Source organism: Psychrobacter phenylpyruvicus DSM 7000 = NBRC 102152, assembly GCF_000685805.1.
Taxonomy (GTDB): Bacteria; Pseudomonadota; Gammaproteobacteria; order Pseudomonadales; family Moraxellaceae; genus Psychrobacter; species Psychrobacter phenylpyruvicus.
This window is the reverse complement of sequence record NZ_JMKP01000008.1, coordinates 1-16,951: the sequence shown is the minus strand read 5'-3', so window position 1 is coordinate 16,951 and position 16,951 is coordinate 1. Positions and strand designations below refer to the sequence as shown.

The window sequence follows — 16,951 nt, the reverse complement described above, 5'->3', positions numbered from 1 at the left end:
CCTTTAGAAGCAATATGTGATGCTTGGCATGATTATTGAATGTATTACGGTAGGCACTAAGTAGTCAGCGCTTTTAAAGGGTCCTCCCCTAGCCTGCTACCTGACACCCATCTAAAGGAATAATCATGAGTAAGGCAGATATGAATAAAACGAACAGCAAAGAAAAAGCCAATTTAATAGTGGTTGGTAACGGCATGGTTGGTCATCATTTTGTAGAGAAAGCAATTGAACTTGGCTTAAATGAAAAGTATGACATTCATGTCTTTGCTGAAGAAGACCGCCCCGCTTATGACCGTGTTTATTTATCGAGCTACTTTGAGCACAAAGATGCTAGCAAACTAAACTTGGTGGACATGGCTCATTACGACGCTACAGGTATCAAGCTACATCTTAATAAACGAATTGTTGATATTGATAGTGACAGTCGCAGCATTACGGTGGAAGGCGGAGAAAGTATTTCCTACGAGAAACTAGTATTGGCCACGGGCTCCTATCCTTTCGTCCCACCTATCGAAGGTGGCAATCATTCACATTGCCATGTGTACCGTACTATCGCCGACTTAGATGACATTCTTACCACGGCAAACAAGCCCAACGTTAAAAAGGGCGTGGTTGTCGGCGGTGGTCTGTTGGGTTTAGAGGCCGCAAAAGCTTTGGTTACTTTAGGCCTCGAGACTTATGTGGTTGAATTTGCGCCTCAGCTTATGGGGGTTCAGCTAGACCCGGCTGGCGGTGAGATTTTAAAGAAAAAAATCGAAGCATTAGGTGTAACCGTACTGACTGGAAAAAACACTCAAGAAATTATTCATAATCGCAGTGTGTCACTCAATCATGATATTCATCAAAAAGACAGTCAAGATGAGTTGGCCCTCGATAAAGAAACTTTCTTAACTATGAAGTTCACTGACGATACAGAGCTTGATACAGATCTTATCTTGTTTAGTGCCGGCATCCGTCCGCAAGATGCAATAATGAAGAACAATCCTGATTGCGGCGTTACCTTAGGAGGCCGCGGTGGTATTTTGATCAATGATTTTTGCCAGACCAATAATGAAGATATTTATGCCATTGGTGAGTGTGCGGTTTGGGACAATAAAATCTTTGGCCTAGTAGCGCCGGGTTACACCATGGCCAGTATCTGTGCCGCTCAAATAGCCGGTGATACTGAGCAAACTTTTACCGGTGCTGATATGAGCACCAAGCTTAAACTTATGGGCGTCGATGTGGGTAGTATCGGTGATGCTCACGGCAAAACTGAAGGCAGTTTAAGTTATGTTTATCAGAATCCTAACGAAGGAATTTATAAAAAGCTGGTCACCAGTAGTGACAATAAAAAGCTATTGGGCGCTGTTATGGTCGGTGATACCGAAGACTACAATAATTTATTGCAGTTGTTTTTAAATGATATTGACTTGCCTGCTCATCCCGAAAGCCTAATATTACCCAATGTTGAAAAGCCCTCTATGGGCGTTGATAACCTTCCCGATACTGCTACCATCTGTTCTTGCTTCAATGTCACCAAAGGCGCTATTTGTGGCGCGGTCAATGAAGGTGCTTATTCAATTGCTGACGTTAAAAGCTGTACTAAGGCCGGTACCGGCTGTGGTGGCTGTGCCCCAATGGTGAAAGATGTGTTGGCTTATCAGCTTACCGAGCTTGGTTTTGAGGTCAATAATGATCTGTGTGAGCATTTCGCTTATTCGCGACAAGAGCTTTATAGTTTAGTAAGGGTACAAGGTATCAGAACCTTTGATGAACTATTAACCGAGCATGGTAGCGGCCGTGGTTGTGAGATATGTAAGCCTGCCGTGGCCTCTATCTTATCTTCATGTTGGAACGATTATGTGCTAAAAACAGAGCTTGCCCCACTTCAGGAAACCAACGATTATTACTTAGGCAATATCCAAAAAGATGGCACCTATTCAGTTGTACCTCGTGTGGCAGGTGGTGAAATTACTGCTGATAAACTTATTGTATTGGGTCAGGTCGCCAAAGACTTTAATCTTTATACCAAGATAACCGGCGGGCAGCGTGTGGACTTATTTGGGGCACGATTAGAGCAGCTGCCAGACATTTGGGAGCGTTTGGTCGAAGCAGGTTTTGAAACTGGTCATGCTTATGGTAAATCTCTACGTACTGTAAAATCGTGTGTGGGTAATAACTGGTGTCGCTACGGCGTAGACGACAGCATGGGTCTTGCCATTAGACTTGAAGACCGTTACAAAGGCGTGCGCTCACCACACAAAATTAAGATGGGGGTCTCAGGTTGTACCCGTGAATGCGCTGAAGCTCAGTCGAAAGACTTTGGTATTATCGCAACCGAAAATGGTTGGAACCTTTATGTAGCTGGTAACGGCGGTATGGTACCTCGTCATGGCGAACTATTTGCTACTGATTTAGATACCGACACCCTCGTTAAGTATATCGACCGTATTACCATGTTTTATATTAAAACCGCGGATAAATTGCAGCGCACCTCAAAATGGCGTGAAAGCCTAGACGGTGGCCTTGATTATCTAAAACAGGTCATTATTGACGACAGCTTAGGTATTGTCCAAGAGCTAGAAGACCAAATGCAATTGTTGGTTGATAATTATGTCTGCGAGTGGAAAGAAACCATCTCTGACAAAGAGAAGCTAAAACGTTTTCGTCATTTTGTTAATAGCGAGCTGGCCGATGATAACGTGGTATTTGTGACCGAACGTGATCAAATCCGTCCTGCTACTGACACCGAAAAACAGGTATTAGAATCGGTCGTTTAGCATATCCATTACCCACTTTATTAATACATATTGAAGGATTACCTTATGACTGCTCAATTGATTTGCAAACTTAATGATATCATCCCAGAAGGGGGTGTTTGTGCCCTGATAGAGGGTAAACAAGTTGCTGTTTTCCGTACCAAAGACGACCAATTATTCGCCATTGATAACTTTGACCCATTTAGTAATGCGAGTGTGTTATCGCGTGGACTGATAGGTGGTACTGTTATTAAAACTGACTTAGAGGATGGTAGCGTTAAAGAGCAAGAGGTTATCTATATCGCCTCCCCTATCTACAAGCAGCGATTTGACCTAGCCACGGGTCAATGTTTAGATGATGACTCGGTTAAACTAGATTGCTATGATGTGAGCTTACAGGGCGATCAAGTTATGATCAGCCTAAAAGATGCAATAGCAGCCTAAGCCATTTATTAAAGCAATTAAAAAACACACTACCTAATAAAAAAGCACTCAAGAACTATCTTGAGTGCCTTTTAGCTATCTTAGGTGATTATTGTGGTTGAACTTAGTAATTAATTGATCTTATCAGTTTTGGACTTGGCTTATGGGAACAATACGCTCGTGCTGACCGTTACCTAATAATGATTGGCTGCCTATCCCTTCTGGATTTATTTCAAGATAAGCGGTCATCTGAGCCACTATCTCTTGATCTCCTTCAGATAAGATACGCTGTTTAATCGCTTCAACTGGCGGTACAGGTAAGTTTTTTAGTAAAGACAATAGCTGACTGCCTTGCCCTTTGGTAACCACTAACTCAATTAGCTGGCGAGCATCAACTGGCAAATCCGCCGTTGACTGCGCCAAGAGTGCCAAATGATAAGCGCCATACGTGTCTTCATCCATCATTATACGTTGCTCAATGGCTTTATAAGTCTCGCTAGTCGCTCCGCCAGCCACACTTAGTAAGTGGATACACTTAAGAGAAGAATGCGCCTCATTGTCGGCAATAGCTTTGATTTTTTCTGATTGCTCTTCTAATAATTTTCGTTTTTGTACTAACTTGTCATCTGTAGTCATGTGTTATTCCTATATTTTCTAAAAGCGGGCTGATGCTAGAGCTATCGCTTAAACCTATTAAAGTCATTTAAAGCTATTAAAACAACAGCCCGTCTTTAGCGTATGCCCAAAGCATACCTATTGAATAGTTTTTTTACTTAACCGGTATATGGCGATTGTTATGGATTTATAAAGCGCTGACATACAAAAACATAACACGTCAGCTAAGCGCCACATTACTACCAAAAAAGCCCCAGATACTCTCTGAGGCTCTTTTATTATTTAACTTAATTTTTAGTACTATTGTTTTTAGTGCAATATTTTTAGCACAATTTTAACAATTAAGCTGGGCTGTGCTCTTCAACCAAAGGCTTAAGCTCACCAGATTGATACATCTCAAGGATAATATCAGAACCACCCATTAACTCACCATTAATCCATAATTGTGGGAAAGTTGGCCAGTTTGCAATCTTCGGCAGTGTCGCACGAATTTCAGGGTTTTCTAAGATATTAACGAAAGCAAATGGACGACCAATTTGAGTCAATACTTCAATAGCTCTTGCAGAGAAACCACACTGTGGGAATTGCGGCGTGCCTTTCATATAAAGAAGTACTGGGTTTTCTTTAATTTGGTTGCGGATTAGGGTTTCGATATCTTGATTTTGATCTGTCATAATAAATCCTTATTAGAAGACACGTATAAAACTTCAGTAATAGAAGTAAGGAGGATAAAAGTAACGTTAAATTGTTAATGGGGATAGTAACAAAAAATGCAACAAAAATGCATGTTCAACACAGATTATTGTTTACTCACGAGAACCACAGCACTGCATAATATACCTTCTTGACGACCGGTAAAGCCTAACTTCTCAGTGGTAGTCGCTTTTACACTGATGTTTTGCACATCAGTGGCTAGGTCTTGAGCAATATTGGTGCGCATTGCTAAATTATGCTTGGCTAATTTTGGACGTTCACAAGCCACAGTAATATCGGCATTAACCAGTTTGTAGCCTTTTTGCTGAATTAAATCATAGACATGACGCAATAGAACTCGTGAATCTAGACCTTCATTAGCATCATCTGTATCGGGGAAGTGTTGGCCAATATCACCCAAAGCCAACGCTCCCAGCAAAGCATCAGCTAGAGCATGTAATACCACATCACCATCAGAATGCGCCAACAAGCTATGGGTATGCTCAATCTGCACCCCTGCCAATGTCACAAATTGCGGAGCCGCGCTATCTTGATTTGCGCTCTCTGATGACTTGTCATAAAAGGCATGTACGTCGATACCTTGTCCAATTCTTATCATTATTTGCCTATCAGTGTTATAATTTAGCCAAATTTTAGCATAGTTTCTAATAATATGACGATATCTGCCTCTTTTGACAATAACCCTTACGATTTACCTGCACTGCGCCTAAGTGATGTGCCTAATCCTGAACAGACACGAGTGATCGTAGGTATGTCGGGTGGTGTGGACTCTTCAGTATCTGCAGTACTACTCCAAAAAGCAGGCTTCCAGGTGGAAGGCTTGTTTATGAAAAACTGGGAAGAAGATGACGGCACCGAGTACTGTACGGCTATGGAAGATTTAGCCGATGCTCAAGCTGTGTGTGATAAATTAGGAATTACCCTACACACTGCAAACTTCGCTATGGAATACTGGGACCGAGTATTCGAGCACTTCTTAGCCGAATACCAAGCCGGCCGTACCCCAAACCCAGACATTCTGTGTAATAAAGAAATCAAATTTAAAGCCTTCTTAGATTACGCCTCTGATCCCAAGTTTGGGCTTGGTGCAGATTACATTGCGACCGGTCACTATACCCGCCGCAGTATCAATTACACGCGTGAAGATGGCACTGCAGTAGCTCGACTATTACGTGGCCTAGATAACAATAAAGACCAAAGTTATTTCTTACACGCAGTGGGCGGAGATAAAATAGCCAAGACTTTATTCCCAGTGGGTGAATTAGAAAAACCAGAAGTACGCAGAATTGCCGAAGAATATGAATTGGCCACTGCTAAGAAAAAAGACTCTACCGGCATTTGCTTCATTGGCGAGCGCCGCTTCAAAGATTTCTTACAACAATACTTGCCGGCCAAACCTGGCAATATTGTGACCGATGATGGCATTACCATTGGCAAACATGACGGCTTAATGTATTACACCCTAGGTCAGCGTGGTGGCATCGGTATTGGCGGCGTAAAAGACCGTCCTGAAGAACCGTGGTTTGTACTAAAAAAAGACTTAGCCAACAACGAGCTAATCGTCGGCCAAGGTCATGATCACCCTATGTTACTGAGCCAAAGCTTAATAGCCTATAAATTAGATTGGGTTGAGCGTGTGGCCCCCAAAGCCCTGTTTAGTGAACAAGGCTTAAAATGTGTGGCCAAGACCCGCTATCGTCAGCCGGATCAAAGTTGTACGGTCTTTGCAGATTCTGAAGAGGGTAGCCGAGTTAAAGTTGTATTTGATGAGCCTCAGCGCGCAGTTACCCCGGGTCAATCTGCGGTGTTTTATGTCGGTGAAGTTTGTTTGGGTGGCGGTGTGATTGAATCGTTTGAGTAATTTATCACTATTTTCTTAGGTTACTGAATGCCTTTGTGTTTCATGATCATGCTTGTGTTACTTTAAAAAGCTTAATATTTCTTATAGACATGGGCTTGTTATGGACAAAGGTATGACGTTTCTTCTGATGTTAGCTTTTATATGGCTTGCTATTTTATTTTGCTTGATTGCAGCTATTCGTTCGTTCTCTAATAAATTGAAGCCAGACTATTCAAAGAATAGACTTATTTTTTTATATGCTATTGCTGTGGCTTACTTAATTGGCTCTTTATTTTTATGGTATATATTCATTAGTGCTATATTCGATGCAGCTGCTTCGGTATAAAGCTAATTTATCAGACTTAACAAGTCACTTATCATAATTACTTGCTATAATTATACGCCATTAAACCTAAGAGCTGAGCTCATTTTGATTTATCTGTTATTTATAGAATTTTGCTGTTAATAACTACAGCCTTGTGTTATTTGTCGTTTTTAAACTGCGTTTTTATTACTCTTTTTCATTAACCCACTGAGTTGAAGGATATTTATGTCTGCCTCATTATCTGCGTTAACTGCCCTATCTCCTATCGACGGTCGCTATGCTAGCAAAGCGGATTCACTTCGTGAGCATTTGTCTGAGTTTGGTCTGATTAAAGCCCGTGTTACCGTTGAAATTCGTTGGTTGCAAGCTTTAGCTGACAATGATGCTATCACTGAATTGGCAAAATTTGATGCCGAAACCAATGACTTCTTAAATGCTATCGTTGATAACTTTAGTGAAGCTGATGCTCAAGCGATCAAAGACATTGAAAAAACCACCAACCATGATGTTAAAGCGGTTGAGTATTTTATCAAAGATAAATTCCGTGGTAATGCTAAATTAGAAGACAGTCTAGAGTTCATTCACTTTGCCTGTACTTCTGAAGACATCAACAACCTATCTTATGCGTTAATGCTTAAAGACAGTCGTGAAATTGTTGTTGCTAAGCTACAAGAAGTGACTGACTCAATTGTAGCCCTTGCCAAAGAGCATGCTAAACAGCCAATGCTATCTCGCACTCATGGTCAGACCGCTAGCCCAACTACTTTGGGTAAAGAGATGGCCAACGTAGCTTACCGCTTAGCCCGTCAGATTAAGCAAATTAATGAAGTGGAACTGTTGGGCAAAATCAATGGTGCCGTGGGTAACTACAACGCTCACTTATCAGCCTACCCTGAAGTAGACTGGACCGCTCATGCTCAAAGCTTCATTACACAGCGTTTAGGCTTAGTATTCAACCCTTATACCACTCAGATTGAGCCACATGATTATATCGCCGAGCTATTTGATGCGGTTCGTCGTTTCAACACAGTATTGATTGATTATAACCGTGATATCTGGCAGTACATTAGCTTAGGCTATTTTAAGCAAAAGCTAAAAGAAGGTGAAGTTGGCTCATCAACCATGCCGCATAAAGTTAACCCAATCGACTTTGAAAACTCTGAGGGTAACTTAGGTGTAGCAAACGCTATGTTGGCTCATTTAGGCGAAAAATTGCCTATCTCACGTATGCAGCGTGACCTATCTGACTCAACTGTTTTACGTAATATTGGTGTGGGCCTTGCGCAAAGTATGATTGCTTATGACGCCTGCCTAAAAGGTATTGGTAAATTAGAAGTCAACCCAGAAAGACTAGACAGTGATCTTGATAATGCTCAAGAAGTTCTGGCTGAACCAATTCAAACCGTTATGCGCCGCTACCGCGTTGAAAACCCATATGAAAAACTAAAAGCTCTAACCCGTGGTCAAGCCATGACTCGCGAAAAAATGCTTGAGTTTGTTAATGGTAACGAATTAGATGCAGTTCCAGAAGCGGATAAAAAGCGCCTACTTGAGCTAACGCCTGCTACTTACATTGGTAATGCTGATGAGCAAGCTTTGGCAATTGAAGAATGGATTGCTAAGCTATAGTTTTATAGCCTATAGCCAAATTACTGTTAAATTATAGCGGCCCTTTCAATGACTCATACAGAACAAGGAAGTTCAACGCATAGTACCAATAACAGTGATAGCAATACTAGCAGTGAGCATCATAATAAAGGCTTTACAGGTTATAACTCAATAGTTATAGCTTGCCTGATAATTGTTAGCATTGCTATGCTGCTAGCCAGTATCAATCCTTTAAGTTGGAATGATTATTTGCTGCACCAGTTAGGTACTGTAGTTTTTATGGCTATGGTCTGGGCATGCTATCGATATCTTGCCAGCACAACGACCTCGTTTGTGCTGGCAAGTTTGTTTATAGTGATACATATCATAGGTGCTAGATACCTATACTCTTATGTTCCCTATAATGAATGGACCCAGAATCTGTTTGGCATTAATTTAAATGAGGTGTTTGGTTGGCAGCGGAATATGTATGATAGGCTGGTTCACTTTTGTTATGGCCTACTATTACTGCCGTTAATGAAAGATGTTTTTCATTACTTAATGCCTACTCTATCTTTGAAGACCATTTTATTACTGGTGCTGCAATTTAACTTAGCCACCAGTGCTCTATATGAGTTATTTGAATGGATATTGGGAGTTACCTTATCGCCTGAATCTGCTGAAGCCTATAATGGTCAACAAGGTGATATTTGGGATGCACAAAAAGACATTCTATTGGCATTCATTGGCGCATTGATTGGTTCAAGCTTAATCTATTTGAAGCAGATTGGCTTAAACGACAAAAAAGCCGTCTATTCAAACGGCCCTAAATTATAATAACACTGGATTATAGTAACTCTGAGTTATAGCAACTAACCATAAATCTTAGCTAGTACAGTTGATTGTTAGTCTTTTTTATCATCCTTATCATCATCACCACCAGGTATAATGGCTTTACCCACGGCCACAGTGCCTTTAACTACCCCTTTGGTAGTTTTATAGGCCACTTTAACTGGCACCGTAACCAACTTGTGTACGCAACCTTGTATCATGATACTGCTAATGATAATGGTTAATAGCGTTAATTTTTTCATAACTATCCTAGAATTTATATAAACTCGTTTAAGCAACGATGATAAAGCATTAAAATAGCATACTAAAGCTAGATTTAATATTATTTCCCTACTCTAACCTTAACAACAATATAAATAGCTGACCGTCTAAATGGTCAACAAAAATGAATTAACCACCTTGGATTACTTATGACACCCGTTAATTTTTGTTTACCTAATACCCTTACCCCCGAACAATTCTTAGCTGAATATTGGCAAAAAAAGCCACTACTTATCAAACAAGGGTTGCCGCAATTAAAAGGTATGTTTGAACCGGAAGATATCTTAGGTCTAAGTCTGGATGAAGCCGCCACCTCTCGTCTTATCACCCAAAATAAAACTGAAACTGGCGAGCAGTGGCAGTTGCAACAAAGCCCGCTAACAGAAGAGATGTTCGCTGATTTGCCTGAGCAGTGGACGGTATTGGTACAAAACCTAGAACAATGGTCGCCTGAACTAGGGCAGCTGTGGAATGCCTTTAACTTTATTCCGCAGTGGCAACGAGATGACATTATGGTGTCCTATGCTCCGAACGGAGGCTCGGTGGGCAAGCATTATGATGAGTATGATGTGTTTTTAGCACAAGGCTTCGGCCACAGACGTTGGCAACTTGGCAAATATTGCAACGAGAACACCGAATTTATTGAAAATCAGCCCATTCGTATCTTTGATGACATGGGAGAGATAATTTTTGATGAAGTATTGGAGCCAGGCGATGTGCTGTATGTACCTCCTAAACTGTCGCATTATGGTGTGGCCCAAGATGATTGCTTAACCTTCTCTTTTGGCTTTAGACGTCCAAATTTAATGCAAGTGTTAGACAGCTTGGTCGATGCCGCAACTACTGAGCCTTCACTCTTCACGCCACTGTTATTAGATCAACCCTTACAAACTCCTGGGAAGCTAAATCAAAACAGTATTTCACAGATAAAGCAGCAATTACTTGAGCTACTACAATCTGACAAAGGTGAACAACTGGTTGCAGAAGCTGTCAGTGAGGTGGTCAGTAAACGCCAGTATGAGCTTTTAGTGCCAGAAGATAGCCTAGATGAAGAAGAGTTACAGCAAGCCTTATCAGAGAGCGCGGTAATTAGAACCGATTATAGCAGCCGCCTAATTTACACTGAGCTTGATGATCAGCTAATAGTGTACGCCAACGGTCAACCTTTAGAGGATATTAGTGATTCTGAAGCAAGGCTATTAAAGCGCCTGGCAGATGCGGATAGCCTAACTTATGAGGATTTTTTGGCAGCCAAATTATCCATTGAAACTGTTATGAGCTGGCTTGAAAACAGCTGGGTTTGGTTAGACTTTGACTCAGAGCTTGAGTCAGACTTTGGATCAGAGCTTGAAAGTTAAGCGCTATATTTACATTAGCGACATATTTTAGGGGTTATTCAGGACTTATTAACTTCATCTCTTTATTAGTTTACATTTGTACACACACTTTACTTGATTTGGTTTTATAATGAAATTGTGTGTAATCAATAATGCACTTTGTTATTGGGTTATGGTTCTAATAAGTTATTAGACTATTTTTACAATAACAGCTGAAGTGCTCTAATAAGGAGAATCACCATGGCAGATGATAATACAGTAAATAAGACTACGAAAATGGCCCGTAATGATATTAATCAGGATCATTTAGACAAAAAGGATCAGCAACGTACCAATGATTGCGCCTTAGACATGATGCAAGGTATGCACGAGCATGAAGAACATGACTCTAATGATCAAGATAGCAAATAATTCGGCAACTATTAAATATATATAAAGATAAATAAAGACGCTTTAAAAGCGTCTTTTTTATTATATTTAAATTGCCATTATACGTATTTGCAAAGAAAGAATGGCGATGAGCTGACTTATTGCTCTTCATCTAGATGCAGCAATTGCTCACTAATCCCTACTGTATTAAACCCTGCATCAACAAATAAGATTTCACCGGTAATGCCTGAAGCCCAAGGCGATAACAAGAATAAAGCCGCATTACCCACCTCCATTTGGTCTACGTTACGCTGTAGAGGTGCAATCTTAGCATTCACATCTAACACTCTACGAAATGACTTAATGCCACTGGCCGCTAAGGTACGAATTGGACCTGCAGAAATAGCATTGACTCTGATACCTTCACCGCCCAATGAGGTCGCTAAATAACGAACGCTGGCTTCTAGACTCGCTTTGGCCATACCCATCACATTATAGTTCGGGATAACGGCAGTGCTGCCTTGGTAGGTCAGAGTCAATAAAGAGCCTTGACGTTTTGCCAATAATTCACGTGAAGCACGTGCCAAAGCCACAAAGCTATAAGCCGAAATATCATGAGCAATGGCACTACCTTCTCTGCTTGTGACTTCAGTAAAGTCACCATTTAGCTCTTCAGCAGGGGCAAATCCAATAGCATGTACCACCCCATCAATTCCCTCTGGCCAATGCTCGGCAACCGCTGCGAAGCAAGTTTCAATCTCTGCATCAGAAGCCACATCACAAGGCAGAATCATATCCGCTGCAAACTGCTCAGCAGCCATCTCCACCCGCTTTTTCATCTTGTCATTGGGGTAAGTTAAAATCAATGATGCCCCTTCTCTGTGCAATGCTTCTGCGATTGCCCAAGCAATAGATAGCTTGCTGGCAATACCAGTTACCACAAAACGTTTACCTTGTAATAATTTCACAAACCACTCCCTTATTTTAATTTTCAATTGGTTTAGCCCAAATCTTTTTGAGGGGCATTTATTTAAATTCAATGTCAAAAATAGAATAATAATACAAAACTCAAGAGTTAGAGGGCATTATGAGTTTTTTTTGTGCCAAACTGAGAAATACTCAGCTATTTTTTGACAAAGACCTTTACAATTTATTTGTAGCCGTTAAGCTATAACATTCTTTTAATTTGCTACTAATAACTATGTGTGATTCTAATTCAAACGCTTCAATTTCAAATCTAGATCCTAGGCTTCCTAGTCCTGATCTGTACGCTAAACTTATTGCTTCTACTGGTGAGGACTTAAACCGTCCAGGCTTAGTTGATACGCCCACTCGTGCCGCAAAAGCATTTGGTTATTTAACTCAAGGCTATCATCAAACCCTAGAAGAAGTCACCAATAATGCTGTATTCCCAACCGACAACCCTGAACTGGTTCTTATTCACAATATTGAGTTCTACTCTCTATGTGAACACCACTTATTACCGTTCTATGGCGTGGCTCATGTTGGATATTTACCAGACGGCAAGGTCATCGGTCTGTCTAAAGTTGCCCGTATCATCGATATGTATGCCCGCCGTTTACAAATTCAAGAGAATTTAAGCAAACAAATTGCCGATGCTATCATGGAAGTTACTAACTGTCGTGGCGTCGCTGTGGTAATGGACGCCTCTCATATGTGTATGATGATGCGTGGGGTCAACAAACAACTGTCTAGCACTCGTACCACGGCTATGCTTGGTGACTTTAAGACAGACATTCAGGCCCGTAATGAGTTTCTTGCGGCGGTTCCTGCCTCAAAAATTTAACTGTACCAGCCCTTAATTTGTTAGATTAATACAATCTACTCAATCTAACTAAATCAACCAAAGTCCTTACTTCGCACACTCGTATCGATAAGCAGTTTTGAATACGGGTGCTGCGGAGCTTTGAACAGGGCCTCGCTTGTAGCAAACTCCACACACTCCCCCGCTTTAAGCACCATTATATTATGGCACAAAGCTTGTACCACATTTAAATCATGGCTAATAAAAATATAGCTAATCTTATACTGCTGCTGAATGTCTCGCAGTAACTGTACCACATCAACTTGGGTACTACTGTCCAAGGCTGAGGTAGGCTCATCTAAAATAATGACCTTGGGCCGCATAATCAGCGCTCTAGCCAAAGCCACCCTTTGACGTTGTCCCCCAGATAACTCATGCGGATAACGATAAGCAAAGCTGTGCGGCAGGTTTACTGTGCCGAGCACTTCTAAAACTGCCTGCTCTCGCTGCGACCTGCTCTCTCCTCTTATCAACAGCCCTTCTTCGACGATTTGCATCACATTAAATCTAGGGTTGATGCTTGCAAACGGATCTTGAAACACCATTTGAATGTCGGAGCGAAATTGACGTAACTGTTTTCTGCTTAGGCTATTTATATCTACTTTATCAATAATAATGTCACCGCTTACTTTGGCTTGTTGCCCCAACAATCGGCCAAGAGCCAAAGCAATGGTAGTTTTGCCTGAACCCGACTCTCCGACAATCCCTAGTGAGGTACCTTGATTGAGATCAAAACTTAATTCTTTGACTGCCGGCATCCACTCACTTACCCCGCCCAGTAGTGATTTTTTTTGGGGAAAAGCAACAGAGAGCTGTTTTACTGCAACAACTGGAGAGCTGTCATCACTGACGTTAATCTTAAGCGGAGAACCAAAATTCTGACTGATTAACAATTTAGTATATGCCGTCTGCGGGTTATTAAATAGTGTGTGGCTGTCTCCGCGCTCAATTACTCTCCCTTGTTGCATGACAATTATTTTATCGCTATAGCGGCGTACTAAGTTTAGATCATGACTGATTAGCAACATTGCCATACCATGCTGCTGCTTCAAGCGATTCAATAACTCTAAGATTTCATGTTGAAGGCTAACGTCTAATGCTGTGGTAGGTTCATCAGCAATAAGTACTTCTGGGTCTTGTGCCAGTGCCATGGCAATCATCACCCGTTGGCGCTGACCACCTGATAGCTCATGCGGATAGCGATTTAGCTTAGACTCAGGGTCTTTGATATTGACGTCACTTAATAACTCAATAATACGCGGCTTAATTTTAGACTTTGGCGTGCCAGCTATGCGTAAACTTTCAGCAATTTGCTTGCCTACAGTGTGCAAGGGGTTCAGTGCCGTCATAGGCTCTTGAAACACCATCGCAATTTTTGTACCGCGCACCGCTTTCAGCTGTTTGTCACGTACGACCTGCCTCTTCATTGAGTGATTTGGGCTTTGGTTAATAGGCAGCAAGCCCAATGACTGTAACTCGACCTGACCCTCTACTCGCAAGTCCTGTGGCAATAAACCCAGTAATGCTAAGCTAGATAACGACTTACCTGACCCCGACTCACCGACAATAGCCAGCGTTTCACCCCGATGTATCTGATAAGACAATTGCTGAACCAACACCTCATGAGCGCTATAAATACTGAGACCATCGACCGTTAAAACTGGGACTGATGATACCCTTGAAGAGCAAGCTACATTCTCAACTTGGGTATTATTTAACGTATCAAGCATAGGTTCACTCTCAAATGAATGGCTTAGAGTTAATGTAACTCAATTTAGCACAGAAACCTAGTCGCACTTAGGTAGTGTGACTAAATTAGGCCCCTTCTCTAAGCTTTTGAGAAGACAAAAACTTATCAACGACTTTGTACTGTCCTGCCGTAGTCTCTTCACTATACATGGCTTGTCGAAAAGCGTTTGAATCTTCGATACCGGACGTGTACCACGCAATGTGTTTGCGTGAGATACGGCATCCTGAGTACTCACCATAAAAAGCATACAGCTCTTCAAGATGTGTTAGCACAATCTCTCGCAGCTCATCAATAGTTGGCTCTGGCAACCTTTCCCCTGTTTGCAAATAATGGGCGATATCCCGGAATAGCCAAGGCTGACCTTGGGCAGCTCGACCAATCATAATTGCATCACAGCCAGTTTGCTCATACACTTCGATAGCCTTCTCTGGACTGTCGATGTCGCCATTGGCAATCACTGGAATGTTGACCATTTCTTTAACTTCACGAATTAAATCGTAACGCGCTTTTCCGCCATACTTATCTTCACGAGTACGTCCATGAATGGCGATAGCAGCAATGCCCGCCTCTTCTGCTCTTTTGGCTACTCGTAAGATATTTTCTTGACCATTCTCATAACCCAAACGGGTTTTTAAGGTAACAGGGGCATCGACAGCGGCCACCGTAGCATCAAGCAATCTAGCCACCAACTCTTCGTCTTTCAGCAAGGCTGAGCCTGCCAGCTTACGACATACTTTTTTTGCCGGGCAGCCCATATTGATATCAATAATTTGCGCCCCGTTATTAACCTGATACTGGGCAGCTTCAGCGATTTTATCCACGTCAGCACCTGCAATTTGAGCTGAGATTGGCGCAATCTCTCCCTCAAAGTTAGCTCGGAATAATGACTTTTTATGCGCATATAAGGTGGCATCTGCGGTCATCATTTCGCTGACAGCATGACCTGCCCCAAACGACTTACATAAGCGTCGAAACGGATTGTCTGTTACCCCAGCCATTGGAGCTACCATCAGTCGGTTTTGAATTTCCAATCCACCGATATAAAGTGGCTGTAGCAAAGGATGTGTATTATTTTCGGTAATAAAAGTCATTTTTAGGCCATTTACTAGCTTAGAAGAATGAGAGTGTGTCACGTAACTGAATATATCCAGTCATTTAAAGATTTAATATTCTCATAAAAAAGAGCTTGCCCTATTTAAGAGCAAGCTCGTATTGTAAAGACTCAGCGTTAAAACTCAAGTTTTAAAAGGTTAATCAGACTATTTGTCAAACTCGCTGCTAGACTCAACAACCAGTCCTTCATCATGCATCTCCATGCGCCACGGTAAGCTGTCAGGCGAAACATTCAAGAAGTGCAGATATTTTTCAAACTGATCAATAATATCATTAATCACTGCATCTGATTGATAACCATATAAGTCATAAGTTAGGCCCCCGCGGCGTAGATAAACCTCAGCACGATAATGATGCAGTTGACCTACATGAGCACCGCTTTGTTGATAATAATCTGGAATATCGTGCTCGGCCAGTCGCACCTCATAAGTAAAGTCTACTTCTTCTCCACGCTGTAATTGCAAGATGGCTCGATTATTTACCTCATCGAATTCCGCCTTGGCTTGCCAGCCAGAATCTATAAACTTATCGGCTACTTGATGCATTGCTACTTCTACCACCTCTCGAATGTAGCTTAATACCTCATCGCGTGTCGGCTGCTTAGTTAGATAATCAATACGCTCGCGCCAAGCACTGGGAGTTAATAAATGCGGCGGTAAGCGATTATCCTGCTCCAAGCTGTCAGTACGATGCTCTTCAATAATCAATGCTCGCCACATACCTCCCATCGAGATGAGCAAAATAATGGCAAATGGCAGGGCACTAACAATAGCAACGGTTTGCAAGGCAGTTAAACCGCCAGCCAATAGTAATACTGATGCAACCACACCCTGAATAACTACCCAAAATGTCCGCTGCCATGCAGGCATAGGTATCTACACAAATTTACTAGCGGCATCAGCGAATTCACGCAGTTTGTCAGGGGGATAATGATTTACCAGTTCGGTAAAATTAAGCCACTGGAACAATCCTGCCATCACAGCAGGTGCGGTTATTGGTTTGCTGCGTTTCATTTGCCGACCTGAGAGGCGCACTAAAAACAAAGCAAACTCTTGTGACTGTTTATCAGATGCTTGCATAATACGCCACACGAGCGTACAAGCCTGAGAGGCAATCAACAACCGCTTAAAATAAGCGTCTCCACTTTGCTGTAACCAGGACTCTAGCTGAAGTCCTGCACTTTTAAGCAATTTAAAATA

16 protein-coding genes and 1 pseudogene are annotated in these 16,951 nt (G+C 41.8%); 8 read left to right on the top strand and 9 right to left on the bottom strand.

Annotation, left to right across the window (positions count from 1 at the left end; translation table 11 throughout):
* Positions 1–125 precede the first annotated feature (125 nt).
* Entirely contained in the window at positions 126–2,762 is a 2,637-nt protein-coding gene (gene nirB, locus G561_RS0104730; RefSeq protein ID WP_028858523.1) for a nitrite reductase large subunit NirB, read from the top strand.
* A gap of 45 nt (positions 2,763–2,807) precedes the next feature.
* A complete protein-coding gene (gene nirD / locus G561_RS0104725) occupies positions 2,808–3,185 on the top strand; it encodes a nitrite reductase small subunit NirD (protein WP_028858522.1) in 378 nt (125 codons plus the stop codon).
* A 123-nt stretch (positions 3,186–3,308) separates the two neighbouring features.
* Here the strand turns inward: nirD and G561_RS0104720 are convergent, their stop codons facing one another.
* From G561_RS0104720 to ispF, 3 genes are all read right to left on the bottom strand, one after another.
* Positions 3,309–3,800: a hypothetical protein gene (locus G561_RS0104720; RefSeq protein WP_028858521.1), complete on the bottom strand. Its 492-nt coding sequence runs from the start codon at positions 3,798–3,800 to the stop codon at positions 3,309–3,311.
* A gap of 320 nt (positions 3,801–4,120) precedes the next feature.
* Positions 4,121–4,453 (bottom strand): Grx4 family monothiol glutaredoxin, encoded by a 333-nt coding sequence (gene grxD / locus G561_RS0104715; protein ID WP_028858520.1) that lies wholly within the window; start codon positions 4,451–4,453, stop codon positions 4,121–4,123.
* A gap of 125 nt (positions 4,454–4,578) precedes the next feature.
* The gene (ispF, locus tag G561_RS0104710) at positions 4,579–5,091 is read right to left on the bottom strand and encodes a 2-C-methyl-D-erythritol 2,4-cyclodiphosphate synthase (protein ID WP_028858519.1); all 513 of its coding nucleotides are present in this window, start codon (positions 5,089–5,091) and stop codon (positions 4,579–4,581) included.
* Between the two features lie 54 nt (positions 5,092–5,145).
* On the opposite strand from ispF, the gene mnmA reads away from it, so the two are divergent.
* From mnmA to G561_RS13970, 3 genes are all read left to right on the top strand, one after another.
* Complete coding sequence (gene mnmA, locus G561_RS0104705) at positions 5,146–6,354, top strand: tRNA 2-thiouridine(34) synthase MnmA (RefSeq protein WP_037031684.1); 1,209 nt, start codon at positions 5,146–5,148, stop codon at positions 6,352–6,354.
* Between the two features lie 529 nt (positions 6,355–6,883).
* Positions 6,884–8,287, top strand: coding sequence for an adenylosuccinate lyase (gene purB / locus G561_RS0104695; protein WP_028858516.1), 1,404 nt, complete (start codon positions 6,884–6,886; stop codon positions 8,285–8,287).
* A 48-nt stretch (positions 8,288–8,335) separates the two neighbouring features.
* Positions 8,336–9,082, top strand: coding sequence for a DUF2238 domain-containing protein (locus tag G561_RS13970; protein ID WP_201586187.1), 747 nt, complete (start codon positions 8,336–8,338; stop codon positions 9,080–9,082).
* A gap of 68 nt (positions 9,083–9,150) precedes the next feature.
* On the opposite strand, the gene G561_RS0104685 is transcribed toward G561_RS13970, so the two are convergent.
* Positions 9,151–9,339, bottom strand: coding sequence for an NF038104 family lipoprotein (locus G561_RS0104685; protein ID WP_028858515.1), 189 nt, complete (start codon positions 9,337–9,339; stop codon positions 9,151–9,153).
* Positions 9,340–9,507: 168 nt separating this feature from the next.
* On the opposite strand from G561_RS0104685, the gene G561_RS0104680 reads away from it, so the two are divergent.
* The gene (locus G561_RS0104680) at positions 9,508–10,716 is read left to right on the top strand and encodes a cupin domain-containing protein (protein ID WP_028858514.1); all 1,209 of its coding nucleotides are present in this window, start codon (positions 9,508–9,510) and stop codon (positions 10,714–10,716) included.
* 219 nt (positions 10,717–10,935) lie between these two features.
* Positions 10,936–11,106 carry a hypothetical protein gene (locus tag G561_RS15525; RefSeq protein WP_167667696.1) on the top strand — a complete coding sequence of 57 codons (171 nt, stop codon included), beginning with the start codon at positions 10,936–10,938 and terminating at the stop codon, positions 11,104–11,106.
* A gap of 116 nt (positions 11,107–11,222) precedes the next feature.
* Here G561_RS15525 and G561_RS0104670 read toward each other — a convergent pair whose 3' ends face one another.
* Positions 11,223–12,032, bottom strand: a complete 810-nt coding sequence (locus tag G561_RS0104670; RefSeq protein WP_028858513.1) for an enoyl-ACP reductase FabI — start codon at positions 12,030–12,032, stop codon at positions 11,223–11,225.
* 233 nt (positions 12,033–12,265) lie between these two features.
* On the opposite strand from G561_RS0104670, the gene folE reads away from it, so the two are divergent.
* Complete coding sequence (folE, locus tag G561_RS0104665; protein WP_028858512.1) at positions 12,266–12,871, top strand: GTP cyclohydrolase I FolE; 606 nt, start codon at positions 12,266–12,268, stop codon at positions 12,869–12,871.
* A 53-nt stretch (positions 12,872–12,924) separates the two neighbouring features.
* Here folE and G561_RS0104660 read toward each other — a convergent pair whose 3' ends face one another.
* The 4 genes and pseudogenes from G561_RS0104660 to G561_RS13960 form a co-directional block, all read right to left on the bottom strand.
* Complete coding sequence (locus G561_RS0104660; protein ID WP_028858511.1) at positions 12,925–14,619, bottom strand: dipeptide ABC transporter ATP-binding protein; 1,695 nt, start codon at positions 14,617–14,619, stop codon at positions 12,925–12,927.
* 85 nt (positions 14,620–14,704) lie between these two features.
* A complete protein-coding gene (gene dusB, locus G561_RS13965; RefSeq protein ID WP_051584369.1) occupies positions 14,705–15,730 on the bottom strand; it encodes a tRNA dihydrouridine synthase DusB in 1,026 nt (341 codons plus the stop codon).
* Positions 15,731–15,898: 168 nt separating this feature from the next.
* Positions 15,899–16,621 (bottom strand): BCCT family transporter, encoded by a 723-nt coding sequence (locus G561_RS0104650; protein WP_028858510.1) that lies wholly within the window; start codon positions 16,619–16,621, stop codon positions 15,899–15,901.
* Positions 16,622–16,627: 6 nt separating this feature from the next.
* Positions 16,628–16,951, bottom strand: a pseudogene (locus G561_RS13960) (transposase); the annotation flags it as partial.